This is a genomic window from Streptomyces sp. LX-29, from assembly GCF_029541745.1.
Classification (GTDB): Bacteria; Actinomycetota; Actinomycetes; order Streptomycetales; family Streptomycetaceae; genus Streptomyces.
The window spans coordinates 3375244-3399113 of record NZ_CP089746.1 but is presented as its reverse complement, the minus strand read 5'-3'; the positions used below and the strand labels follow the sequence as shown (position 1 = coordinate 3399113).

21 protein-coding genes are annotated in these 23870 nt (G+C 72.6%); 12 read left to right on the top strand and 9 right to left on the bottom strand.

What is annotated here, in order from left to right:
- Nucleotides 1–10: 10 nt before the first annotated feature.
- The 7 genes from nadC to LRS74_RS14510 all read left to right on the top strand — a co-directional run bounded on the left by nadC (nucleotide 11) and on the right by LRS74_RS14510 (nucleotide 5605).
- Nucleotides 11–1024: a carboxylating nicotinate-nucleotide diphosphorylase gene (gene nadC, locus LRS74_RS14540; protein ID WP_277744757.1), complete on the top strand. Its 1014-nt coding sequence runs from the start codon at nucleotides 11–13 to the stop codon at nucleotides 1022–1024.
- A complete protein-coding gene (locus LRS74_RS14535; protein ID WP_144382887.1) occupies nucleotides 1024–1821 on the top strand; it encodes a type III pantothenate kinase in 798 nt (265 codons plus the stop codon). The genes nadC and LRS74_RS14535 overlap by 1 nt, the downstream gene beginning before the upstream one ends.
- A gap of 202 nt (nucleotides 1822–2023) precedes the next feature.
- Complete coding sequence (locus LRS74_RS14530) at nucleotides 2024–2863, top strand: hypothetical protein (RefSeq protein ID WP_277741394.1); 840 nt, start codon at nucleotides 2024–2026, stop codon at nucleotides 2861–2863.
- 975 nt (nucleotides 2864–3838) lie between these two features.
- Nucleotides 3839–4018 carry a hypothetical protein gene (locus tag LRS74_RS14525; RefSeq protein ID WP_277741393.1) on the top strand — a complete coding sequence of 60 codons (180 nt, stop codon included), beginning with the start codon at nucleotides 3839–3841 and terminating at the stop codon, nucleotides 4016–4018.
- A 122-nt stretch (nucleotides 4019–4140) separates the two neighbouring features.
- Nucleotides 4141–4536: a BlaI/MecI/CopY family transcriptional regulator gene (locus LRS74_RS14520; protein WP_144382882.1), complete on the top strand. Its 396-nt coding sequence runs from the start codon at nucleotides 4141–4143 to the stop codon at nucleotides 4534–4536.
- A gap of 22 nt (nucleotides 4537–4558) precedes the next feature.
- Nucleotides 4559–5077, top strand: a complete 519-nt coding sequence (locus LRS74_RS14515) for an amino-acid N-acetyltransferase (protein WP_277741392.1) — start codon at nucleotides 4559–4561, stop codon at nucleotides 5075–5077.
- Nucleotides 5078–5263: 186 nt separating this feature from the next.
- Nucleotides 5264–5605: an Lsr2 family protein gene (locus tag LRS74_RS14510; protein ID WP_277741391.1), complete on the top strand. Its 342-nt coding sequence runs from the start codon at nucleotides 5264–5266 to the stop codon at nucleotides 5603–5605.
- Here LRS74_RS14510 and LRS74_RS14505 read toward each other — a convergent pair.
- A complete protein-coding gene (locus LRS74_RS14505; RefSeq protein ID WP_277741390.1) occupies nucleotides 5536–6237 on the bottom strand; it encodes an SCO3374 family protein in 702 nt (233 codons plus the stop codon). The genes LRS74_RS14510 and LRS74_RS14505 overlap by 70 nt on opposite strands.
- A 452-nt stretch (nucleotides 6238–6689) precedes the next feature.
- Between LRS74_RS14505 and LRS74_RS14500 the strand changes: the two genes are divergently transcribed.
- Together LRS74_RS14500 and LRS74_RS14495 are read left to right on the top strand one after the other, a co-directional pair.
- Complete coding sequence (locus LRS74_RS14500; protein WP_277741388.1) at nucleotides 6690–9215, top strand: ATP-dependent Clp protease ATP-binding subunit; 2526 nt, start codon at nucleotides 6690–6692, stop codon at nucleotides 9213–9215.
- 651 nt (nucleotides 9216–9866) lie between these two features.
- The gene (locus LRS74_RS14495; protein ID WP_277744756.1) at nucleotides 9867–10634 is read left to right on the top strand and encodes a M23 family metallopeptidase; all 768 of its coding nucleotides are present in this window, start codon (nucleotides 9867–9869) and stop codon (nucleotides 10632–10634) included.
- A 162-nt stretch (nucleotides 10635–10796) separates the two neighbouring features.
- Here the strand turns inward: LRS74_RS14495 and cseC are convergent, their stop codons facing one another.
- The 5 genes from cseC to LRS74_RS14470 all read right to left on the bottom strand — a co-directional run bounded on the left by cseC (nucleotide 10797) and on the right by LRS74_RS14470 (nucleotide 15619).
- The gene (gene cseC, locus LRS74_RS14490) at nucleotides 10797–12095 is read right to left on the bottom strand and encodes a two-component system sensor histidine kinase CseC (RefSeq protein WP_144382872.1); all 1299 of its coding nucleotides are present in this window, start codon (nucleotides 12093–12095) and stop codon (nucleotides 10797–10799) included.
- Nucleotides 12096–12109: 14 nt separating this feature from the next.
- Nucleotides 12110–12817: a two-component system response regulator CseB gene (gene cseB, locus LRS74_RS14485; RefSeq protein WP_277741387.1), complete on the bottom strand. Its 708-nt coding sequence runs from the start codon at nucleotides 12815–12817 to the stop codon at nucleotides 12110–12112.
- A gap of 8 nt (nucleotides 12818–12825) precedes the next feature.
- A complete protein-coding gene (locus tag LRS74_RS14480; RefSeq protein ID WP_277741386.1) occupies nucleotides 12826–13602 on the bottom strand; it encodes a hypothetical protein in 777 nt (258 codons plus the stop codon).
- Nucleotides 13590–14147, bottom strand: a complete 558-nt coding sequence (locus tag LRS74_RS14475) for a SigE family RNA polymerase sigma factor (protein WP_277741385.1) — start codon at nucleotides 14145–14147, stop codon at nucleotides 13590–13592. Before LRS74_RS14475 ends, LRS74_RS14480 begins: the two co-directional genes overlap by 13 nt.
- 533 nt (nucleotides 14148–14680) lie before the next feature.
- Nucleotides 14681–15619 (bottom strand): A/G-specific adenine glycosylase, encoded by a 939-nt coding sequence (locus LRS74_RS14470; RefSeq protein WP_277741384.1) that lies wholly within the window; start codon nucleotides 15617–15619, stop codon nucleotides 14681–14683.
- Between the two features lie 714 nt (nucleotides 15620–16333).
- Between LRS74_RS14470 and LRS74_RS14465 the strand changes: the two genes are divergently transcribed.
- Together LRS74_RS14465 and LRS74_RS14460 are read left to right on the top strand one after the other, a co-directional pair.
- On the top strand, nucleotides 16334–18289 hold the full coding sequence (locus tag LRS74_RS14465; RefSeq protein ID WP_277741383.1) for a histidine kinase: 1956 nt from the start codon (nucleotides 16334–16336) through the stop codon (nucleotides 18287–18289).
- Nucleotides 18290–18309: 20 nt separating this feature from the next.
- A complete protein-coding gene (locus LRS74_RS14460) occupies nucleotides 18310–19002 on the top strand; it encodes a response regulator transcription factor (protein ID WP_277741382.1) in 693 nt (230 codons plus the stop codon).
- Nucleotides 19003–19136: 134 nt separating this feature from the next.
- On the opposite strand, the gene LRS74_RS14455 is transcribed toward LRS74_RS14460, so the two are convergent.
- Nucleotides 19137–19793, bottom strand: a complete 657-nt coding sequence (locus LRS74_RS14455) for a phosphatase PAP2 family protein (RefSeq protein ID WP_277741381.1) — start codon at nucleotides 19791–19793, stop codon at nucleotides 19137–19139.
- Between the two features lie 175 nt (nucleotides 19794–19968).
- Here LRS74_RS14455 and LRS74_RS14450 point away from each other — a divergent pair, with 175 nt between their 5' ends.
- A complete protein-coding gene (locus LRS74_RS14450) occupies nucleotides 19969–20823 on the top strand; it encodes a hypothetical protein (RefSeq protein ID WP_277741380.1) in 855 nt (284 codons plus the stop codon).
- A gap of 301 nt (nucleotides 20824–21124) precedes the next feature.
- Here LRS74_RS14450 and disA read toward each other — a convergent pair whose 3' ends face one another.
- Together disA and radA are read right to left on the bottom strand one after the other, a co-directional pair.
- The gene (gene disA, locus LRS74_RS14445; protein ID WP_186318964.1) at nucleotides 21125–22183 is read right to left on the bottom strand and encodes a DNA integrity scanning diadenylate cyclase DisA; all 1059 of its coding nucleotides are present in this window, start codon (nucleotides 22181–22183) and stop codon (nucleotides 21125–21127) included.
- Nucleotides 22184–22455: 272 nt separating this feature from the next.
- Entirely contained in the window at nucleotides 22456–23853 is a 1398-nt protein-coding gene (gene radA / locus LRS74_RS14440; protein WP_277741379.1) for a DNA repair protein RadA, read from the bottom strand.
- Nucleotides 23854–23870 lie beyond the last annotated feature (17 nt).

Here is a 23870-nt window from a genome sequence, read left to right as displayed (position 1 = left end):
GCCGGCAGAGCTGCCGCTGCTGTCCGACGGCGACACCGGCGGCGGCTGCGGTGACGCGTGCGCCTGCGGCGACGCCGACGGCGCGTACGGGCTGGACCCGATGGAGTGCGGCCTCGACCCCGACCTGGCGGCGCTGCTCGCCGACGCCGGGCTCGACCCGGTCCAGGTCGAGGACATCGCCCACATGGCGATCGAGGAGGACCTGGACCAGGGCGCGGACGTGACGACCGTCGCGACCGTGCCCGAGGACGCCTTCGCCACCGGTGACTTCACCGCGCGGGAGGCCGGTACGGTCGCCGGGCTGCGGATCGCCGAGGCGATCCTGTCCGTGGTGTGCACGGAGGAGTTCGAGGTCGAGCGGCACGTGGAGGACGGCGACCGGGTGGTACCGGGCCAGAAGCTGCTGTCCGTGCGCAGCCGCACCCGCGACCTGCTCACCGGCGAGCGCAGCGCGCTGAACCTGCTGTGCCGGCTGTCGGGCATCGCCACCGCGACCCGCGCGTGGGCCGACGAGCTGGCGGGCACCGCGGCGAGCGTCCGCGACACCCGTAAGACCACGCCGGGGCTGCGGGCGCTGGAGAAGTACGCGGTGCGCTGCGGCGGCGGCGTCAACCACCGGATGTCGCTGTCGGACGCGGCGCTGGTCAAGGACAACCACGTGGTCGCGGCGGGCGGCGTGGCGGAGGCGTTCACGGCGGTGCGCGAGCGCTTCCCCGAGCTGCCGATCGAGGTCGAGGTCGACACCCTCGACCAGATCCCGCCGGTGCTCGACGCGGGCGCCGACCTGATCCTGCTGGACAACTTCACCCCGGAGCAGACCCGGGAGGCGGTGGAGCTGGTGGCCGGGCGCGCCAAGCTGGAGTCCTCGGGCCGGCTCACCCTCGCCAACGCCCGTACGTACGCCGAGACCGGAGTCGACTACCTCGCCGTGGGCGCGCTCACCCACTCCTCGCCGATCCTCGACATCGGCCTGGACCTGCGCGACGACGCGACGCCCCGGCAGACCGCGGAGGAGCACGGCTGATGCTGCTCACCATCGACGTCGGCAACACCCACACCACCCTCGGGCTGTTCGACGGCGACGAGATCGTCGAGCACTGGCGGATCTCGACCGACGCCCGTCGCACCGCCGATGAACTCGCCGTGCTGCTCCACGGGCTGATGGGTACCCACCCGCTGCTCGGCGAGGAGCTGGGCGACGGTATCGAGGGCATCGCGATCTGCTCCACCGTCCCCTCCGTCCTGCACGAGCTGCGCGAGGTCACCCGCCGCTACTACGGCGACGTGCCCTCCGTCCTCGTGGAGCCGGGGGTGAAGACCGGGGTGCCGATCCTGATGGACAACCCCAAGGAGGTCGGCGCCGACCGGATCATCAACGCGCTGGCCGCGATAGAGCTCTACGACGGCCCCTGCGTGGTGGTCGACTTCGGCACGGCGACGACCTTCGACGCGGTGAGCGCGCGCGGCGAGTACGTGGGCGGCGTGATCGCGCCCGGCATCGAGATCTCCGTCGAGGCGCTGGGGGTGCGCGGGGCGCAGCTCCGCAAGATCGAGCTGGCCCGGCCGCGCGCGGTCATCGGCAAGAACACCGTCGAGGCCATGCAGTCCGGCATCCTCTACGGCTTCGCGGGCCAGGTCGACGGCGTCGTCCGGCGCATGGCGCGGGAGCTCGCCGACGACCCGGACGAGGTGACCGTGATCGCCACCGGCGGACTGGCGCCGATGGTGCTGGGCGAGGCGACGGTGATCGACGAGCACGAGCCGTGGCTGACGCTGATCGGGCTGCGCCTGGTCTACGAGCGCAACGTCTCGCGCTCCTGACCGACCTTCACCCCCCTTCCGGGCATGCGCCACCCCCTCCGGGGCGGGCGCTCCCTCCGGGCACCGCCCCCTCCGGGGCCAGGCACCGCCCCCTCCGGGGCCCCGCGGCCGACCACCCCTTCGGCCCTCCCCGGAGGGGCCACGCCGCGCCCGAAATTTCACGCTAAGCCGATTTTGTCCGCTTAGCACTTAAAGTCGGCCCATGCCCACGCCATACGGACCCCATGGCGGAATGGCGTTCAGCGCGGACGAGCTGCGTGTGCTCCGACGCGCCCTCGCCATCGCCCTCCAGCCCACCGCCGTCCCCGCCCGCCCAGGCCCGGAACGGGCCGCGGAGGTGCGGGACTGCCTCCGCCTCGCCCAAGCCGTGGACGAAGCGGTCCGCGAGGGCGGGCGGCTGCGCGCCTTCCTCCTCGACGAGCTGGCCCGCTACCGCGCCGCGCTCCCCGGCGCCGCCACCGGCTACCTGGACCAGCTCCAGGGCGCCCTGACGGCCGGGTACCGGCCGCGGCCGGAGGACCTGGCCGCCCTGCGCACACTCTGCGCCACGCTCTCCGGCCCCGCCGAGGGGCTGCGCCGGCGCAGGCTGCTGGGGCACTGTGAGCGGCTCGCCGAGCGCTTCGGCGCCGGCGGGGACGCGGAGCGCGGCGGACGGCCGCTGGTGCCCCGTTCCCGGCCCTCGGAGGCCGGCGGTGTGGAGGACGGCGGATGGGCCGAAGCGGCGGGACGGGCCGGAGGCGCCGACCCCGCCGAGAACCCGGAGAAGGCGAGGGCGGAGATGGCCGAGCGGTTCGAGAACGTGGAGAACGCCGTGCGTGCCGCGGATACGGAGAAGAGCGGTAAGCCCGCCAAGCCGGCGCAGGGGGACCCCAAGCCCGCGCCCCGAAAAAGGCCCGAGGAGCCCGCCGGGCCTTCCCGGGCCGAGCCGGGTCCGTCCGCGCCCAAACCGGGGCGCCCGGTCCCCACCCCGGCGGAGGTCTTCCCGCCCAAACGCCGCCAGGCCCCGCCGGCCGAGGGATTCCTCGCGGCCCGCCCGGCCTGAACGTCCCGAAGGTGCGGGACCCGCGCGTCGCCCTCTCAGGGACGCGATCCGGGGCTCTCGCTCTTCCGGGTCCGATAGTCGGTCGTTTCCGTCGGGCGGTCCGGAGAGGCATTTCTCGCCAGGCGCGGGCCCCGGCGTCCCGATTCCGTCGGACACCCTCCGGCACCGGCCCTTTCCGGTCGGTGCCGGGCCCATTGCGGCGGATGCCGGCGGATGGGGGCGCCCCGCGCGGTCGGGGGCGCCATTTCCGGAACGAGATCGGATCTGAACCGCTCCGATCTAAACCGCTCAGATTCCGCCGGGAGCGCGGCCCGAGGGCCCCTCCTCGGAGTGACGACGGTCCCATTGCCGAGGGTGGCCGCCGGGTTTCTCGCCGCTCACGTGGTCTGAACCTCTCGATTCCGCGGAGCCGTCCCCGACCGGTTCCCCGCCGGTTCCCGGACCCGGTTCCCTGTCCGCTTCCGCGACCGGTTCCCGGGCAGGGGCCATTCCGACCGGCACCGGCCCCTTTATCGCGGACGGCGACGGCGGACGGCAGAGCGCGCACCGCACGGTCGCCGGTTAGGGCTTCCCGTCCGCGGCCCGCCCCGCGCACTCCGATTCCACCGACCCACGCCGCGGCCCGGCTCTCCCCCCGGCCGGTTCTCGACCCTTTGTCCCGGGCTAGTCCCGGGTGGTTCCGGGGCTTGGTCGCAGGTGGTCGTCGTGAGGGCGGGCTTTCTCGCCACGGTGCGGATCCGCGCCCTCTCGAAGCGTGGGCGGACGGTCCGTGCGGGTTCTCCGCGGTCGCTTCCCGGCTCTTTGCGTCGGACGGTTCCGACGGCCGGTTCCCGGGACCCGTACGCGCCGTCCCGCCCGGAGAGCGATTTCCCGTGGCCGTCCGGCCCGACCCGGCTCCGCCACGCGGCCCCAGGGGCGGGGGACCCGTCGGCGCCCCGTACTCTGGAAGCCTCATGCACTAGGAGGCCGACGGATATGGATTACGTCTCCGCGCTGCTCCCGCCGATTGTGATGGCGGCGGCGTTCATCGCGCTGATCCGCACCATCGTGAAGACCCAGGGCGGCGCCAACAAGGCCAAGGAAGACGCGGCGGTCGACGCCGCGCTGGCCCGGACCGAGGGCGCCCAGCGCGCGGTGGCCGGCGACTCTTCCTGAGGCGGCCCTTCCTGGATCTTTACGGGCGTACGCCGCGTGATGCACCGCGCATCACGCCGCGTACGCCCTTTTTGTGCCTGAATTAACCGGGCATTTCCGGCATTCGGCACTATTATTCTGTTGTGCCTAGGCCATTGGGTGAACTCGAAGACGCGGTCATGACGCGGGTGTGGAACTGGAACCGTCCGGTCACGGTCCGAGAAGTGCTGGAAGACCTGCAGCAGGAACGCTCCATCGCCTACACCACGGTCATGACGGTAATGGACAACCTCCATCAGAAGGGCTGGCTGCGCAGGGAGGCGGAAGGCCGCGCCTATCGATATGAGGCGGTCTCCACGCGCGCCGCCTACTCGGCCGCACTGATGAACGAGGCGTGGTCCGCCAGTGACAACCCGGCCGCCGCGCTCGTCGCGTTCTTCGGGATGATGTCCGAGTCGCAGCGGGAAGCGCTCCGGGATGCGATGCGGGTGGTGCAACTCGACGAGCCCGGTGGACGCCCCGGTGAAGAGCGACGATGAGCCGGGGCGATAGCGTCCGGCTATGTCCGCTCAATCAAAAGTAGTCACCGTCCGCCGGGCCCGGACCGGCGATGTGCGCGCCGTGCGCCGCCTCCTGGACGCGTACGTGGGCGACGGGATCCTCCTCGACAAAGCCACCGTGACTCTTTACGAGGACATCCAGGAGTTCTGGGTCGCGGAGCGGGACACGGATGGCGAGGTCATTGGCTGTGGCGCGCTCCATGTGATGTGGGAAGACCTGGCCGAGGTTCGCACTCTCGCGGTCGATCCCGCCGCGAAGGGGAGCGGTGTAGGCCACGCCGTCCTCGACAAGCTGTTGCAGACGGCGCGCTGGCTCGGGGTGCGGCGCATTTTCTGCCTCACCTTCGAGGTCGACTTCTTCAGCAAGCACGGCTTCGTGGAGATCGGTGAGACGCCGGTCGACGGGGACGTCTACAGCGAGCTGCTCCGTTCCTATGACGAGGGCGTCGCGGAGTTCCTCGGACTCGAACGGGTGAAGCCGAACACCCTTGGCAACAGCCGGATGCTTCTGCAACTGTGATCGTGCCCCTATGTCCGAATCGCTCCCCTATCACGGGCTCCGGAACAGAGGCTTCCCACGCCAACGAGGGATCGAACCTTCCCAGGGGGTTTGTGTTTTTCCGAGAAAAGCGGTTTGCTAATGCCCCGTAGTGTATTTTCCGGGGGGTTCTCCAGGACCCCCAGGTATCCATGAAAGGAAACCGCCGTGGCACAGAAGGTTCAGGTCCTTCTTGTCGATGACCTCGACGGTGGCGAGGCCGACGAGACCGTGACGTTCGCTCTCGACGGCAAGACCTACGAGATCGACCTCAACGCCGACAACGCCGACAAGCTGCGTACGTCGCTGGAGGACTTCGTCAAGAACGGCCGTCGCACCGGTGGCCGCACCGCCGCCGCCCGTGGCCGCACCCGGACCGCCGCCACCGCCGGCGCCGGCCAGGACACCGCGAAGATCCGCGCCTGGGCGAAGGAGAACGGTTACGAGGTCAACGACCGTGGCCGTGTTCCCGCGACCGTTCGTGAGGCGTACGAGAAGGCGAACGGCTGACCGCTTCGAGCGTTCAGCAACCGGACGCGGTGGCACTCCGTCGCGGCCGCTCCGACCAGCCGTACGAGATCGGGGGCGCCCCCATCGCCCCCGAAGCCCGTCATCGGCAGCATCGGCTCCACCCCGCACCCCGGCTGGGGAGGTCGCAGCCAGACAGCGGCCTCCTGCGGCTCTCGCCCTCCGAGGGCGCCGGGAGCCCCGGGGTCCCCGAGCCCGGTAGGGACGCCGGCCGGCACCGGTGACGGTGCGGTGATCCGGCCGCCCTCCCCAAGCGCGGTCAGGTCCAGCCGGACCCCGCCCCACTCCAGCCAGTCGAGCAGCCCCGGCAGCTCCTCCGCGCCGCCCGCGGCCACCAGCAGCCACATCCTGGCACCCCGCGCCGCGACCGGACCGGTCCGCGCCACCCGGCGCAGCACCGCGCGGCCCGCCGCCAGCGGCAGCTCCAGGGCGTCGAAGCGGACCCCGGTGAGCAGCTCGACCGGATCGTCGCCGACCGACGGCCAACCCAGCTCGCGCTCGTACCACCGCCGCAGGACCTCGCCGCGGGGCGCCCTGGGGCGCGGAATGGCGGGCCGAGTGCAAGAGTGGAGATGAATGACGCGACGGTCGGGGATGTCCGGAGTCGGAGTCATGTCCGGATGAACTCCGGAAATCATCCCGAGGTTACGTTTGGTGCCCACTTGCGTGCGCCCGGTGTCCGTTCCGGGGGTGGCAGGGGGCAGTGAAGGGGCGCAAGGTTGTTCGCCCGTAGCTGAGGGAACCGGCCCACGCCGCATGGAGTGTCACTCCTTGCGGGTAAGACAGTGCTAGTGGGAGGGACGGCTCCGCGTGTCGGGCAGCGCGCGTTCGCCATCGGCGTAGTGATGGCGGGCCCAGATGCCTGGCCTGCGGGAACAACGTCTCGCACCATCGGGTTGGAGCAGTTGTCGGCTGTTCCGGGCAGGAGATTTCCTCGCGGAAGCGGGGGTGATCCGGACGGGTGTCGGCAGATGGAATGAGCTGTCCCCGTAGCGGGACTAGCATGCGGAAGGACAGGGAGGGGATCGTCCCCGATCTTTCTGACCGCTCTGAGGAGCGATTAACGATGTTCGAGAGGTTCACCGACCGCGCGCGGCGGGTTGTCGTCCTGGCTCAGGAAGAAGCCCGGATGCTCAACCACAACTACATCGGCACTGAGCACATCCTCCTGGGCCTGATCCACGAGGGTGAGGGTGTCGCCGCTAAGGCCCTGGAGAGCCTCGGGATTTCGCTCGAGGCGGTCCGCCAGCAGGTGGAGGAGATCATCGGCCAGGGGCAGCAGGCCCCGTCCGGTCACATCCCCTTCACTCCTCGTGCCAAGAAGGTCTTGGAGCTGTCGCTCCGCGAGGCCCTCCAGCTCGGCCACAACTACATCGGTACGGAGCACATCCTGCTCGGCCTGATCCGCGAGGGCGAGGGCGTCGCCGCCCAGGTCCTGGTGAAGCTGGGCGCCGATCTTAACCGGGTGCGGCAGCAGGTCATCCAGCTGCTCTCCGGCTACCAGGGCAAGGAGGCCGCCACCGCCGGCGGGCCGGCCGAGGGCACCCCTTCGACCTCCCTGGTCCTGGACCAGTTCGGCCGCAACCTCACCCAGGCCGCCCGCGAATCCAAGCTCGACCCGGTCATCGGGCGCGAGAAGGAGATCGAGCGGGTCATGCAGGTGCTGTCCCGCCGCACCAAGAACAACCCGGTCCTCATCGGCGAGCCCGGCGTCGGCAAGACGGCGGTCGTCGAGGGCCTGGCCCAGGCCATCGTCAAGGGCGAGGTGCCCGAGACCCTCAAGGACAAGCACCTCTACACCCTGGACCTGGGCGCCCTGGTCGCCGGCTCCCGCTACCGCGGTGACTTCGAGGAGCGCCTGAAGAAGGTGCTCAAGGAGATCCGCACCCGCGGCGACATCATCCTCTTCATCGACGAGCTGCACACCCTGGTCGGCGCGGGCGCCGCCGAGGGCGCCATCGACGCCGCCAGCATCCTCAAGCCGATGCTGGCCCGCGGCGAGCTGCAGACCATCGGTGCCACCACGCTCGACGAGTACCGCAAGCACCTGGAGAAGGACGCGGCCCTGGAGCGCCGCTTCCAGCCGATCCAGGTCGCCGAGCCCTCGCTGCCGCACACCATCGAGATCCTCAAGGGTCTGCGCGACCGCTACGAGGCGCACCACCGCGTCTCCATCACGGACGAGGCCCTGGTCCAGGCCGCCACCCTGGCCGACCGCTACATCTCCGACCGCTTCCTGCCGGACAAGGCGATCGACCTGATCGACGAGGCCGGCTCCCGGATGCGCATCCGTCGGATGACCGCGCCGCCGGACCTGCGCGAGTTCGACGAGAAGATCGCCGACGTGCGCCGGGAGAAGGAGTCCGCGATCGACTCGCAGGACTTCGAGATGGCCGCCGGCCTGCGGGACAAGGAGAAGCAGCTCCTGGCCGCCAAGGCCAAGCGGGAGAAGGAGTGGAAGGCCGGCGACATGGACGTCGTCGCCGAGGTCGACGGCGACCTGATCGCCGAGGTCCTGGCCACCGCCACCGGCATCCCGGTCTTCAAGCTCACCGAGGAGGAGTCCTCCCGGCTGCTGCGCATGGAGGACGAGCTCCACAAGCGCGTCATCGGTCAGAAGGACGCCATCAAGGCCCTGTCGCAGGCCATCCGCCGTACGCGGGCGGGCCTCAAGGACCCGAAGCGCCCCGGTGGCTCGTTCATCTTCGCCGGCCCGTCCGGTGTCGGTAAGACCGAGCTGAGCAAGACCCTCGCCGAGTTCCTCTTCGGCGACGAGGACGCGCTCATCTCGCTCGACATGTCGGAGTTCAGCGAGAAGCACACCGTCTCGCGGCTCTTCGGCTCCCCGCCCGGATACGTGGGTTACGAAGAGGGCGGTCAGCTCACCGAGAAGGTGCGCCGCAAGCCGTTCTCCGTGGTTCTCTTCGACGAGGTCGAGAAGGCCCACCCGGATATCTTCAACTCGCTGCTGCAGATCCTGGAGGACGGTCGCCTGACCGACTCCCAGGGCCGGGTCGTGGACTTCAAGAACACGGTCATCATCATGACGACCAACCTCGGCACCCGCGACATCTCCAAGGGCTTCAACCTGGGCTTCGCCGCCCAGGGCGATGTGAAGACCGGCTACGAGCGGATGAAGGCCAAGGTCAACGAGGAGCTCAAGCAGCACTTCCGGCCGGAGTTCCTGAACCGTGTGGACGACACCGTGGTGTTCCACCAGCTGTCGCAGGAAGACATCATCCAGATCGTCGACCTGATGATCGCCAAGGTGGACGAGCGGCTGAAGGACCGCGATATGGGCATCGAGCTCAGCGGCGAGGCCAAGAAGCTGCTCGCCAAGCGCGGCTATGACCCGGTGCTGGGCGCCCGCCCGCTGCGCCGGACCATTCAGCGCGAGATCGAGGACACGCTTTCCGAGAAGATTCTCTTCGGCGAGCTGCGTCCGGGCCACATCGTGGTCGTCGACACCGAGGGCGAAGGCGAATCCGCCAAGTTCACCTTCCGTGGCGAGGAGAAGTCGGCGCTGCCCGACACCCCGCCGATCGAGTCGGCCACCGGTGGTGCCGGCCCGAACCTGAGCAAGGACGCATAGCGGCTGCCCGCTAGCGGCTCATAGCGCACAGGGGTTGCCCCGGACTGTTTCGAACGGTCCGGGGCAACCCCCTTTTTTGTCCCGGACACGGGGCGGGCCGCCCCTGCGCCCACGGCGCCAGGGGGGGCGCCTGGCACGCCGCTGAGCGACACAGGGTGGCAGGCGGCAGGCGGCAGGCAGCGCGTCGTACGGCTCGTTCCGACCACCGCCGACAGGGGGTCCTTGGTCCCGAAACAGACATCCGAAAGTCCCGCCGAAATAGCCGTTGATCTTGCCATTCGGTGATGTGCGGCACAGGCTTTTCCGGGCTACTAGGAGCAATAGGAGGGGCATGATGTCCGGTAAAGGACCAAGGTCCCGGCCGCCTTGGGACTTTCGCTAGGGGGAGGGGCGGGACTTCCGGACGCCTCCAGATATGTGCAGGTCAGACGGGGTGTTATGGCCTGGTGAGGGTCTTCTCGGGGCCCGCGGGGCGGTTTTTCTCGGCTTCCTCCTACCACGGCAAGGGGCCTTATTTCCCTTGTATTGACTACGGCTCTGCCTAGTAATAGCGCCCCTTGGCCTGGCGGCGCGGGCGGGTTACCAATGAATAGCCGTTCCGGTGCGAGCCGGAACGCATTCATGACCGAGACACCCGAGAGGCAGTTCCGTATGCAGAAGCTCATCACGACCCGTTTCGCGAGCACGTCGATCCGCACCCGTGCCGCCGTCATGGCCGCGGGTCTGGGAGCGACGGCCGCGCTGGGGGCCGGGGTGGCGCTTGCCACGGACCACTCCCCGGAGCCGAAGTCGGAGGCGCGCAAGGTCGCCACGTCGGTCCAGGCCCAGGCCGACAACCAGCGCAAGGGCGCGGAGGCCGAGAAGAAGGCCGCCGCTGACCGCGCCAAGGGTGACGAGGCCGCCAAGAAGGCGTCGCGTAGCGAGGCCCGCACCGAGGTCAAGGCCGCCCCGGCGCCCGCCCCGGCCCCGGCCGCGCCCGCGCCGGCCCCGGCCCCCGCTCCGGACTGGGTCAAGCCGGTGGACAACTACGTCGTCGGCGCCACGTACGGCAAGGCCGGCAGCATGTGGACCAGCACCCACAGCGGCCAGGACCTGGTCGTGCCGACCGGTACCCCGGTCAAGGCCGTGCACAGCGGTACGGTCGTCAAGGCCGGCCCGAACGGCGGCGGCGACGGCCCCGCGTACGGCAACGCCGTCGTCATCCGGCACGACAACGGCACCTACACGCAGTACGCCCACAACTCCGTGCTGAAGGTCAGCGTCGGCCAGACCGTGGCGACCGGCCAGGTGATCGCCCTGTCCGGCTCCACCGGCAACTCCTCCGGTCCGCACCTGCACTTCGAGGTGCGCACCACCCCGAACTACGGCTCCTCCGTCGAGCCGCTGGGCTTCCTGCGGAGCCACGGCGTGGGCATCTGACCCTGCCGGAACCGCATGACGGCGTGGGGTCCTCCGTGACCCCCGACGCCTGATCCAGCAGATCGAAGGCGACCCCCAGGACGGCCCTGCGCTTGTCCTCGGGGTCGCCTTCGACGTTCCGTGTCGCCCGTGGGGGCGCCGCGCTCAGCGTGATCGGACCGGTCAGTCCGGTACGTCGATGACGGGGAAGCTGCCCGTGTTGGTCGGCGCGGACTCCGGCAGCCACAGCACGGCGACCGCACCCTCGCGACCCTCGGCCAGCGGCTCCGCGTTGCGGAAGGTGAGTCGCGCCCCGAGGACGCGGGCCTGACCGGCGGCGATGGTCAGGCCGAGGCCGTGACCCTTGCCCGCCCGGTCCTTGCTGCCGGTCCGGAAGCGGCTCGGGCCGTCCTTGAGCAGCGCCTCCGGGAAGCCCGGCCCGTGGTCGCGGATGCGCAGCACCCGGCCCTCGACCGTGACCTCGAACGGCGGCTTGCCGTGTCGGGCGGCGTTGGCGAGCAGATTGCCGATGATGCGCTCCAGGCGGCGCGGATCGGTGCTGACGTGGGCGTCCCGGATCACCGCGATCTTCGCGTCCGGAGCCACCCCCCGCACCCGGCGGCTGACGAACTCGGCCAGGGCGATCTCCTGGAGCTCGGCCCGCTCGGCGAAGCCGTCCAGCCGGGCGACCTCCAGCACGTCCTCCACCAGCTGCCGCATCGCCTGGGCCCGGTCCCGCACCAGCTCGGTGGGGCGGCCCGGCGGCAGCAGCTCGGCGGCGGTGAGCAGGCCGGTCACCGGCGTACGCAGCTCGTGCGCGATATCGGCGGTCACCCGCCGCTCGGCCTCCAGCCGCTGCTGGAGCGCCTCGGCCATGCCGTCTATGGCGCGCGCCAGGTCATCGGTCTCGTCCCGGACCCGGCCGCCGATCGCCTCCCGGACCCGGACCTCCGAGTCGCCCTCGGCGAGCTTGCGGGCGGCCATCGCGGCCTTCCGTAGTCGCCGGGAGAGCTGGTCGCCGATGAGCACGCCCAGCGCGATGCCGCCGAGCACCACCGACACCGAGCCGATCACCAGCGCCCGGTCGAGGTCGCGCAGCACCTCGAAGCGATCCTTGAAGCGGCTGTGGATCGACAGCACCCTGCCGTCGTTGAGCGGCACCGAGGCCCACACCTCGGGCGCGCCGGAGCCGGAGTCCTGGAGGTAGCTGGCGCTCTCGCCGCGCGCGGCCACCTTCCGCAGGTCCTCGGGCAGCTCCGGGTCGTCCAGCTTGGCGCTGAACTGCAGGGTGCCGGTCTTCTCGTACCAGCGCTTGGCCGCCAGCACCCGGTCGTTCATCACATCGCGGCTGCTGTCGAGCATGGAGACACGGGCCGCGTTGTGGACGACCAGACTCAGTGCGATCGCCACCAGTGCGCCGACGGCGGCGATGGCGATGCTGACCTTCCAGCGCAGGCCGGAACGGAACGCGAGCTTCTTCATGGAGCCGGGCCTCGTCAGGGCCGGAGCTTGTAGCCGAAGCCACGGACCGTCTCGATGCGGTCCGTGCCGATCTTGCCGCGCAGCCGCTGCACATGGACGTCGACCACCCGGGTGTCGCCGCCCCAGCCGTAGTCCCACACCCGCTCCAGCAGCCGGTCGCGGGAGAGCACGGTGCCCGGCGCCGCCGAGAACTCCAGCAGCAGCCGCATCTCGGTGGGGGTCAGCGCCACCGGGTTGCCGGCCTTCCGCACCTCCATGCCCTCGGTGTCGACCTCCAGGTCGCCGAAGCGCAGCACCCCGCAGTCGGCGGGGTCGTTGGCCTGATCCGTCGGCGTGCCGCCGGGCCCGCTGGCGTGCCCGAAGCGGCGCAGCACCGCCCGGATCCGGGCGACCAGCACCGCGCCGTCGAACGGCTTGGTCACATAGTCGTCGGCCCCGGCCTCCAGGCCGAGGACCACGTCGATGGAGTCGGCCCGCGCCGACAACATGATCACCGGCACGGTGGACTCGTCGCGGATGCGGCGGCACAGGCTCACCCCGTCCAGCCCCGGCACCATCACGTCCAGCAGCGCGATGTCGGGCCGGTTGGCCCGGAACTGCTCCAAACCGGCCAGCCCGTCCGGAACGGCCGTCACCACGAAGCCGTCGCGCTCAAGGGCGAGCTGCGTCGCCTCGCGGATGACGTCGTCGTCCTCGACGAAGAGCACATGGGTCTCGGCCACCGCCGCTGTCAGCCTTCCGTTCCGTCGTCCGTCGCCGTCGGCGCGACCGCCTGCTTCTTCCGCTGCTCGTCGAGGGAGTCCTTCTCCTGCTCGTCGAGCTTCTCCTGCTCTTCCGCGCCGTTGCTGTAGTCCACCCGAGCACGGCGGTCGTAGACGAACGCCGTGCGCTTCCCGTCCCAGCGGTACCAGAGGTCGTCCTGGGCGGACGGGCAGCACACCGCGTCGGCCGACGCGTACACGTACTTGGTGACCTGCAACTCGTCCCCGTCGGCGGTCGCGAACAGCGGTGCCTTCTCGTCCACGAAGACGTTCCGGTACGACCCGGCGGACTTGCGGTAGACGTACGCGCCGATGCCGTAACCGTCGGCGCAGGTCAGCACGTTGACGACCATGTCGTCGGCGGCGGTGCCGGTGAGCGCCCCGAAGGAGACCTCGACAGGGTAGCCGTCATCGCCGCAGGGTCGCAGATTGGCCTTCAGTTCGCTGCTGACCTTGGGATCGCCCTTGATCAGCCGGACCGCGTCCGCCTTGAGCGTGGCCGGGGTGCCGGGGGACGGCGTGGGAGAGGCCGACCCGTTCGGGGGCAGGCTCTCGACCGCCTTGTCGTAGGCGGGGGCCGACTCCGCCCGGGCCACCGGGGCCCGGCCTTCGTTGCGCACGCCGTCGGCGCTCGTGCCGCAGCCGGCGAGCAGCAGCCCGCCGGCTGCCGCGAGCGCGACGACCGCACCGCCCGTCACCAGGGCGGTCTTGCTGGAGTTGAGAGAGGGCCTGGTCAGGCCGCGCACCGTTCCTGCCCCCGATCCTCGGACACCCGACGGCCCAGCGCGCGGGCGTCCAGGCCACGGCTTTCGAGCTCCTGCCGCAGCCGGGCGAGTGCCCGGTGCAGCGTGCTCTTCACCGTACCGGTGGACATTCCCAGCGCCTCCGCCGTCTCCTCCGTGCTCATCTGCTCCCAGTGTCGCAGCACCACGACGCTGCGCTGCTTCGGAGCCAGCACCTTCAGGATGTCCATCAGCAGCGCGCGGTCCGCGTGCTGCTCGGTGCTGTCCTCGACGCGGGCGTCCGGCAGCTGCTCGGTCGGCACCTCGTCCAGCTTCCGGGCGCGCCACCACTCGGTGCGCGTGTTGATCATGACACGGCGCAGGTACGCGTCGGCGAGCGACTTGTCGGCTATGCCGTCCCAGCGGCCGTAGGTGCGCACGAGGGCGGTCTGGAGGAGGTCCTGGGCCTCGATCGGGTCCGGAACCAGGCGGCGCGCGCTGCGCAGCAGGGCGTCCTGCCGGTTCCGCACGTACTCTTCGAAGTCAAGAACCTTGCCGCTGCTGGCCATCTTCCCAGCCCTCCGTTCCACTGCGTTCCCCACGTTGCGCGCCCCCGTCGAGCGACGCGAGAGAGAACCTACGGAGGGGCTGTTGCGGCTTTCCGTACGGAAGCACGTCGAGGGCCACACGGAAAGCCATAGGTTGTGTAACAACGGAGGGTGATGAGGCCGAGTGTCAGAGCTGGGTCCTCGGACTGTCACAGCCCTGTCACAAAGCCCGCGGGAGACGGTGCCGTGCGCAACGGCGCGCGGGGGCCGGGGAGTTGGCCGCGGCCGGTTCCGCCTCACGGGGGCGGGCGGCTGGTGTCGCCGGGTAACGGATCGGCGGGCCGCGCCGGGTAACGGGCCGCTGTGAAGGAGCTTTGTAACGGGCCGTCGTAACGCGCCGCCATAACGGACCGTCGCAACGGCCGCCGTAAGGAACCATGCGTAACGGACCGTTGTAACGGACCTCTGCAACGGACCGCTGTAACGGCTCGTCCTCATGGGCCGGTGCCCCGCCGGGGCGGGGCACCGGGGTCAGCTGAGGCGGAGCACCGGGGTCAGGTCAGCGGCAGCCGGTAGCGGCCGCCGGCGAGCGGCTCCACCAGGCCGTCGGCCACCAGTCCGTCCAGCGCGCGGGCGCGCTGCACCGGCTCGTCCCACACCCGGTCCAACACCGCCTGCGGCACCGGCTCGATCGCCTCCCGCAACACCGCCAGCAGCTTGCCCCGCACCTGACGGTCGGTGCCCGCGTAGGTCTGGCCGCGGCGCGGCGGCCCTTCGTGGGCAGGGGAGCCGGCCAGCAGCCAGGCGCAGCTCCGGGCGATGGGGCAGCGCCCACAGTCGGGGGTCCGGGCCGTGCAGACCAGCGCGCCCAGCTCCATGGTGGCGGCGGCCCAGCGGGCGGCCGTCGGCTCGTCCTCCGGCAGCAGTGCCCGGGCCAGGGTGCGCTCGGCGGCCGTGGTGGCGTTCGGCGGGTACTGCACCCCGGTCACCGCGCGCGCGAAGACCCGGCGGACGTTGGTGTCGAGCACCGCGTGCCGCTGCCCGTACGCGAACGAGGCGACGGCCGCCGCCGTGTACTCGCCGATCCCCGGCAGCGCCAGCAGCCGCGCGTGGTCGGTCGGCACCTCGCCGCGATGCCGCTCCTGTATGGCGCTGGCGGCGGCGTGCAGGCGCAGCGCGCGCCGCGGATAGCCGAGCCGGCCCCAGGCGCGGACCGCCTCGCCGGGCGGCTCGGCGGCCAGGTCGGCCGGGCGCGGCCAGCGGGCCAGCCACTGCTCGTAGACGGGCAGCACCCGGTTGACCGGCGTCTGCTGGAGCATGAACTCGCTGACCATCACCCCCCACGGCCCGGCCTCCGGGCGGCGCCACGGCAGATCGCGGGCGTGGGCCTGGAACCAGGTGATGACGGGGCCGTGCAGCTCGGCGGGCGCGGCGGCGCCGGCGGAGACGGTGGGTTCGGAGGTCGTCTTGGCGGCATCAGTCTTGGCAGTCATCGCGCCTCCGATCCTGGCACGAAAGCGGGCGTGGCCGCCGGACCCGGCCGGGCGCGGGGCGGGGCGGGTCCGGTGCGCCCGGTCCCGCCGGCCGACCCGGCGGGCCTGGCGGGCCGGGCGGGCGGTGGTTGTGCGGCCGTGTCGCGTGTCGCGCGACGCGCGGGTGGGTGGGCTGGTGGGCCCCGTTCCCACGCCCGGGTGGGCCTGTGGTGCCGCGACCGCGCGTTTCGGCTCCTCACGGCTTCGGGTCCGCGGGGGCTTGTGGCCGGCGGCGGTACGCGCCTGGGGCGCGTGGCCGCGTGGCCCGGGGTGCCGCCTGGCGGTACGGCTGTGAGGGCGGGGCGCCCGCGGCCGAGTGTCAGGTCTGGTGGGCCGGCTGGGCTGTTGCTGTGTGGCCCTGGCGTGTGTCGCGCGACGCGCGGTTTAGGTGGGCTGGTGGGCTCCGACCCCGCGCCTGGGGGCTCCGTTTTCGCGCCCGGGTGGGCCTGCGGGGCCGCGACCGTGGGCTTCGGGTCCGCGGGGGCTTGTGGCCGGCGGCGGTACGCGCCTGGGGCGCGTGGCCGCGTGGCCCGGGGTGCCGCCTGGCGGTACGGCTGTGAGGCCGGGGGCACCCGCGAGCGAGCGTCCCCGGCCCGGCGCACCCGCGGTCCCGTGCTCGTCCACCCTGACTTTCGACAGGGGCGCGGCGGCCGGCGGCTGGGTAACGTCGAGCGGATGAGGAGCCGACGTCACCGGGTCTTGGGTGGCCTGTCCCTGTGGGCGACGCTCGCCGTGCCCTCGCTGGTCGCCGACCGGCTGGGGCTGAACGAGCCCCTGCCCGGCTGGCAGACCGCCGCCGGGCTGATGGTGCTGGCGCTGGCCGTCGCTGTCGCGCGGGCCCGCCCGGCGGCGGCGCTGCTGCTGGCCGCGGCGGTCTCGCTGGCGGTCGCCACATCCCTCTTCACCCTCTCCTACGGACCCGCGCTGTCCGCGTTCGGCTATCTGCTGGGGCGCCGGGGGGAGCGCGCCCGGGGCGCGGCGACGGTCTTCGGCGCGATCGCCGCGGTGGGCACGGCCGTGGCCCTGGTCCGGGGCGACGACCCGGTGATCCAGTGGCTGGTGATGCTCGCGACGCTGCTCTTCGGTGTGGTCTTCCCGTGGCTGATCGGCCGTTACCGGCGACAGGACCGGGCGCTGGTCGCGGCGGGCTGGACCCGGGCCGAGCAGTTGGCGCGCGAGCAGCACATCGCAGCCGACCGCGCCCGGCTGCGCGAGCGGGCGCGGATCGCCCAGGACATGCACGACTCCCTCGGCCATGAGCTGAGCCTGATCGCCCTCCGCGCGGGCGCGCTCCAGGTCGCCCCCGACCTGGCCGAGCGGCACCGGGCGGCGGCGGGCGAGCTGCGTGCGGCGGCGGCCGAGGCGACGGAGCGGCTGCGCGAGATCATCGGCGTGCTCCGGGACGCGGAGGACCTGTCGGCCGCCGTCTCCGGCCCGCTCACCCCGGCGGGCGAGACCATCGACGCCCTGGTCGAGCGCGCCGCCGACTCCGGCCTTCCGGTGCGGTTGGTACGGACGACGCGGGCCGGTGAGGCGGCGCCGGTGTCCAGGGGTGGTGGGGAACGGCCGGGCGGCGGCCTCCCGCGGCCCGCCCCCGTGCTGCCGCTGATCGCCGAGCGCGCCGCGCACCGCGTGGTCCAGGAGTCGCTCACCAACGCCGCCAAGCACGCCCCGGGCGCGCCGGTGACGGTGACCGTCGCCGAGACGGCCACGGAGACGGCGGTGACGGTGTTCAGCGGTCCGGCGCCGGGCGGCGCGCTGGGCGGCGCGCCGGGCGCGACCGCCCCCGACACGGGGAGGCGCGGGGCGGACGACGGCGCGAGCAGCGCGAGGGATACGGAGCGGGGGGCCGGGACCGGGCTGCTGGCGCTGCGTGAGCGGGTCAGGCTGGCGGGCGGCGCGTTCACGGCGGGCCCGCGGGGTGACGGCTTCGCGGTGGTGGCGCGGCTTCCGCACACCACGTCCGCCGCGTCCGCCTCCGCGTCGGCGCCCGCCGCCTCCGCGTCCGCGTTTGCCTCCGCGCCCGGCGTCGCCGCCCACGGGGAGGTGCCGGCGGGTTCGTCGGCCGGTCGGTCGGCCGGTCGGTCGGCCGGTTGGTCGACGGGGTCGTACGACACCGAGCCCGCGGGCGAGTTCGCCCGCGCGCGGCGTGCCACCCGGCGCGGGCTGTTGCCGTTGGCCGCCCTGGTGGGCGGGACCGCGCTGGTCGTCCTGGCGGGCTCCTTCGGCTGGTACGCGTACGTCAGCACCCACACCGTCCTCACGCCCGCCGACTACGCGAGCCTGCGCGTCGGCCAGCGCGAGGAGGACGTCGAGCCGCTGCTGCCCGCGCGGGCGGTCGCCGACCCGCCCGTCGACCGGGCGTCCACGCCGCCGTGGGGTGCGCGCTGCCGCTACTACCGTGCCAGTGGGGAGCTGTTCGTGAGCGTGGACCACTTCCGGCTGTGCTTCCGTGACGGGCGGCTGGTGGCCAAGGAGCGGGTGCCGAAGGCGGGGACGGACCCGGGGACGGACCCGGGGACGGACCCAGGGGCGGAACCAGGGGCGAACCCGGGAACGGCACCCGGGACGGACCCGGGGACAGCGCCGGGGACGGCGTCGCGGGACGCCCGGCAGGGCCCCGTACGGTGACAGGAAGGGAAACAGGCGTCATGACGATCCGTCTGCTGCTGGCCGACGACGAGACGATGATCCGGGCCGGGGTCCGGGCCATCCTCGCCGCCGACCCCGGCATCGAGGTGGTCGCGGAGGCCGCCGACGGCCGGGCCGCGGTCGAGGCGGCGCGCGCCCACCGCCCCGACGTCGCCCTGCTCGACATCCGGATGCCCGGACTCGACGGGCTCGGCGCCTGCGAGCAGATCGCGCGGGTGGCGCCGGACACCGCCGTCGCCATGCTCACCACCTTCTCCGAGGACGCCTATATCGCCCGCGCCCTCAGCGGCGGCGCCACCGGCTTCCTGCTCAAGGCCGGGGATCCGTACGAACTCCTGGCGGGCGTACGGGCGGTGGCGGCCGGCGGCGCCTTCCTCTCGCCCCGCGTCGCCCGGCACGTCATCGCCGAGCTGGGCGGGGAGCGCCTGTCCCGGGCGGCGGCGGCCCGCGCCCGCACCGATGTGCTGACGCCCCGCGAACGCGACGTCCTCGCCCTCCTCGGCGCCGGTCTGTCCAACGCAGAGATCGCCCGCCGCCTCCACCTCGTCGAGGGCACCGTGAAGGGGCACGTCAGCGCGGTCCTCGACCGCCTCGGGGTCGGCAACCGCGTCCAGGCCGCCATCGTCGCCCACGAGGCCGGACTGGTCGCGGCGGAGGCCCCGACACCGCCCGCCCGGCGCGGCGGCGCGTAGCCGGCCCGGTCCGCGCGGGTCCGATTCGTGCGGGCGCGGTCTGGAGTGGGGCGCGGTTCCGGCGTGCCTGCGCGGCAGGGGCCCGGTCGGCGCCGGGAACGGGGCGGTCGGGCGGGGCGGGCAGGGCAGGCCGCTCAGCGTCGGTGGCGGGCCGGTGTCCCGGCCGGTTGGCCGCCCGGGAAGGCGGCGCGGGGTCCCGGGCCCGCGACCCAGCCGAGGGGGCCGCCGCGCCCGACCGCCCGTATCGCGGTGACCCGCGTGGCCACCGGACCGGTCAGCAGCCGGGCGCAGACCAGCGCGAAGACCGCGCCCAACGCGCAGCCGGCGGCCACGTCGTGCGGGTAGTGGACGCCGACGAAGACACGGGAGAAGGCGAGGAGCGCGGCGACCGGGAGCAGCACCACGGCCGCACGACGCCAGGCGATCACGGTCCCCACGGCGAGGGCCGCGGCGAGCGTGGCGTGGTTGCTGGGGAACGACCAGTCGCCGGTGGGCGGGCAGTCGGCGATCGAGGGGGCGGCGCCGGAGACCGCGCGGCAGGGTCGTTCCTCGTCGACGAGGGTCTTGGCGACCTCGCTGCACGCGTAGGCCACCACGGTCGCCACGGGGACGAGCAGGGCGAGGGCGAGCTGTCGTGCGGTGTCGTGGCGGGCCCGCCACCACACCAGCGCGGCGGCCGCGGCGAGCATCAGCAGCCCGCCGTCCGTGCCGATTTCGGCCAGGGTGTGGATCCAGCCAGGAGAGTCGTGAGCGAGGTCGGTGATGTCGCGGTAGAGGTCGGTACTCGTCATGGTCCGGGACGGTATGGACCGCTACGGGGTCGTCGCATCGAGCGATCGGCAGGACCCGTGTCTGACGAAAGTCAGGGGTTGCACCCCCCCGCTCCGGTCAGATGATGGGAAAAGTGGGGGCCTGGAGCGGCGGGTACGTGCGAGGCGCGGGACTGTTCTCTCGTAGAGTTTCCGCGTGGGATCTCTGCGCAATCCGATCGGGCCGCTTCCCTCCTCCATCTACTGGCGCCGGAGGGGAGTTGCGCTGCTCCTGTTCGTGCTCCTCCTCATCCTCGTCATCTGGGCCTTCAGCCTGGGTGGTTCGGGCGGCGGCGGCAAGGGCGACGACGCCAAGGGGCCCGGTGGCAAGGGGATCGAGAGCACCATCACCCCCGGCCCCTCCGCCACCTCCTCGGTCAACAGTCAACGACCGGGCGGCCGCGACGAGTCGGGCGAGGACGGCGGCTCGGGCGGCTCCGGCTCCGGCGGCGGCGATGCCACCGGTGGCGGCAGCGGCGGCAGTGGCGGAGGCGACTCCGGCACGGGGGGCGGCGGCGGTTCGGGCGGTGGCGGCGGTGGCGCCGACGCCCTCGGCGTGGGTAACGGCGTGGCGCTGTCGGACGATTCGAGCCTGCTCGACTGCTCACGGGACGACATCGAGTTGACGCTGCGCAGCGTCCTGGACTCCCGCGAGAAGAACACCTACGCGCCCGACGAGAAGCCCACCTTCGAGGTGGTCGTGAAGAACACCTCGGACAGCGCCTGCAAGGTCGACTTCGGACGGGCGTCGGCCTCGTTGACGATCACGGACAAGGAGAACGAGCACGTCTGGGCGTCCAACGACTGCTCGCGGGGCAGCGCCCTCGCGCTGATCGAGGTGCCCGCGGACGGCGAGACCACCCGGACCGTGCAGTGGGACCGCACGCTCAGCTCCGAGGAGTGCGCCACCCCGTCCGGCGGCGGCACCGCCGAGCCGGGCACCTATCTGGTCGAGGCGCGGGTGGACGGACTGGGCAGCGCCCAGGTGTCGTTCGTCCTGGAAGAGGACTGAGACCGCCGACCGCGCGCGGCGCACCCCGCGGGCGCACCTGACGCGACACGCCTCGCGTGGCGCACCTGGCGCCGGCGCGGCGCACCGCGCGTGGCGCGCTCCCGTGGCGCGCCTCCCGCGGTCCGACACGGACCGCGGACGGAACGAGGCCCCCGGGGGTGAAACCCGGACACCCGTCGAGACACGTCGAGTCCTCACACGTCGAGTCCTCACACGTCGAGCCCTCACACGTCGAGCCCTCACACGTCGAGCCCTCCGCGGCGACCGCGGGAGGGCTCGACGCACGTCTGCCGTACGGCCGTTACACGTACCGCTCCAGGATCGAGGACTCGGCCAGCCGGGAGAGGCCCTCGCGCACCGAACGGGCCCGCGCCTCGCCCACGCCGTCGACCGTCTGCAGGTCGTCCACGCTGGCGGCGAGCAGCTTCTGGAGCCCGCCGAAGTGCTCGACGAGCCGCTCGATGATGGCGCCGGGGAGCCGCGGCACCTTGGCCAGCAGGCGGTAACCACGCGGCGAGACCGCCCCGTCGAGCGTTTCGGGCGAGCCGCTGTAGCCCAGCGCCCGCGCCACGATGGGCATTTCGAGCAGCTCGGCGTGGCTGAGCCGGTCCAGCTCGGCGAGGGCCTCGGGCACCGTGCGGGTGCGCTTGGCGGTCGGCTCCGGAACGTAGTCGCGGACCACCAGCTCCCGCTCCGGCTCCACGCCCGCGATCAACTCGTCGAGCTGGAGGGAGAGCAGCCGGCCGTCGGTGCCCAGCTCCACCACGTACTCGGCGATCTCGGTGGCGATGCGGCGCACCATCTCCAGGCGCTGCGCGACCGCCGAGACGTCCCGGACGGTGACCAGGTCCTCGATCTCCAGGGCGGAGAGGGTGCCGGCGACCTCGTCCAGCCGGAGCTTGTAGCGCTCCAGGGTGGCCAGCGCCTGGTTGGCGCGGGAGAGGATCGCGGCCGACTCCTCCAGGACCCGCCGCTCCCCGTCCACGTAGAGCGCGATCAGCCGCATCGACTGGCTGACCGAGACCACCGGGAAGCCGCTCTGGATGGAGACGCGCTGCGCGGTGCGGTGCCGGGTGCCGGTCTCCTCGGTCGGAATCGACGCGTCCGGGACCAGCTGGACCCCCGCCCGCACGATCTTGGTGATGTCCTTGTCCAGGATCATCGCGCCGTCCAGCTTGCACAGCTCGCGCAGCCGCGTCGCGGAGAACTCGACGTCCAGCACGAAGCCGCCGCTACAGATGGACTCGACGGTCTTGTCCATGCCGAGCACGATGAGGCCGCCCGTGTTGCCCCGCAGGACGCGCTCCAGACCGTCGCGCAGCGCCGTGCCGGGCGCGACGGCGCTCAGCGAGGCGCGCATCAGACCATCGGCCCTGCCGGGAGATGCTGCCCGGTCGCCTGCTGCCACTGCACTCCTCCGTCGCAAGGTCTGTCGGTGCCGCGGGCGGCGCCGCCCCCGGCTGTCCGGGCCCGGTCCGGGCCGGTCCGGCCGGCGGGGGTGCCCGGCGCGGCCGAGGTGGCCGTCCCAGCCGTCCTGTCTGTCCTGCCGTCCTGTTTCCCACCGCCCACGGGCGCCGGTCGCACGCTCCTGGCGCACACCGTCCGCACGTACGGGCGAGACCAGGGCAAAGTCTACCGGCGCTCGGCGTCCTCCCGTGGGGGCTCCCGGCGCACGCGCCTGGGCAGAACCCGGAGCGCGTCCCCTATGTCCGCCACTTCCTGTACGCGCATGCCCGACGGGACCTTGCCCGGATCGGTGGGCACCAGCGCGTGGGTGAAGCCCAGCCGGGCCGCCTCGGCCAGCCGCCGCTGCACCCCGGTGACCCGCCTGACCTCGCCCGCCAGCCCGACCTCACCGATGGCGACCAGGTTCTTGGGGAGCGGGGTGTCGCTGGCGGCGCTGGCCAGCGCGAGCGCCACGGCCAGGTCGGCGGCGGGCTCGGAGAGCTTCACCCCGCCGACCGTGGCGCTGTAGATGTCCCGCTTGCCCAGCGCGCTGATCCGGCCGCGCTGCTCCAGCACCGCCAGCATCATCGAGACGCGGGAGGTCTCCAGGCCCGAGGTGGTGCGGCGGGGGGACGGGATCTGCGAGTCGACGGTGAGCGCCTGCACCTCGGCCACCAGCGGCCGCCGGCCCTCCAGCGTCACCGTCAGACAGGTGCCCGGCACCGGCTCGGTGCGCCGGGTGAGGAACAGCCCGGAGGGGTCGGCGAGGCCGGTGATGCCCTCGTCGTGCAGTTCGAAGCAGCCCACCTCGTCGGTCGCCCCGTAGCGGTTCTTCACCCCGCGCACCAGGCGCAGCCGCGCGTGCCGGTCGCCCTCGAAGTGCAGCACCACGTCGACCAGGTGCTCCAGCAGCCGGGGGCCGGCGATGGCGCCGTCCTTGGTGACGTGGCCGACCAGCAGCGTGGCCATGCCGCGCTCCTTGGAGGCGCGGATCAACGCCCCGGCCACCTCCCGCACCTGGGCCATGCCGCCGGGCGCGCCGTCGATCTCCGGGGAGGCGATGGTCTGCACCGAGTCGAGGATCAGCAGCGAGGGCTTGACCGAGTCCAGATGGCCGAGGACGGCGGACAGGTCGGTCTCGGCGGCGAGGTAGAGGTGGTCGTCGAGCGCGCCGATGCGGTCCGCGCGCAGCCGCACCTGACTCGCCGACTCCTCGCCCGTGACGTAGAGCGTGCGGTGCTCCGCGCTCGCCGCCTTCGCGGCCACGTCCAGCAGCAGGGTGGACTTGCCGACGCCGGGCTCGCCGGCCAGCAGCACCACCGCGCCGGGGATCAGCCCGCCGCCCAGCACCCGGTCGAGCTCGTCGACCCCGGTGGAGCGCGCCGTGGCCTGGCGGCCGTCGACCTGGCTGATGGGGAGCGCGGAGGTGGTGACGCGGCCGGGTGCGGTGGTGCGGACGGCGGGCGCGCCGAGCTCCTCGACGGTGCCCCAGGCGTGGCACTCGGGGCAGCGGCCGAGCCACTTGGCGGTGGTCCAGCCGCATTCGGTGCAGCGGTAGCCGGGGCGGTCTTTGCGGGCAGCCATGCCGCAACGCTAGCGGG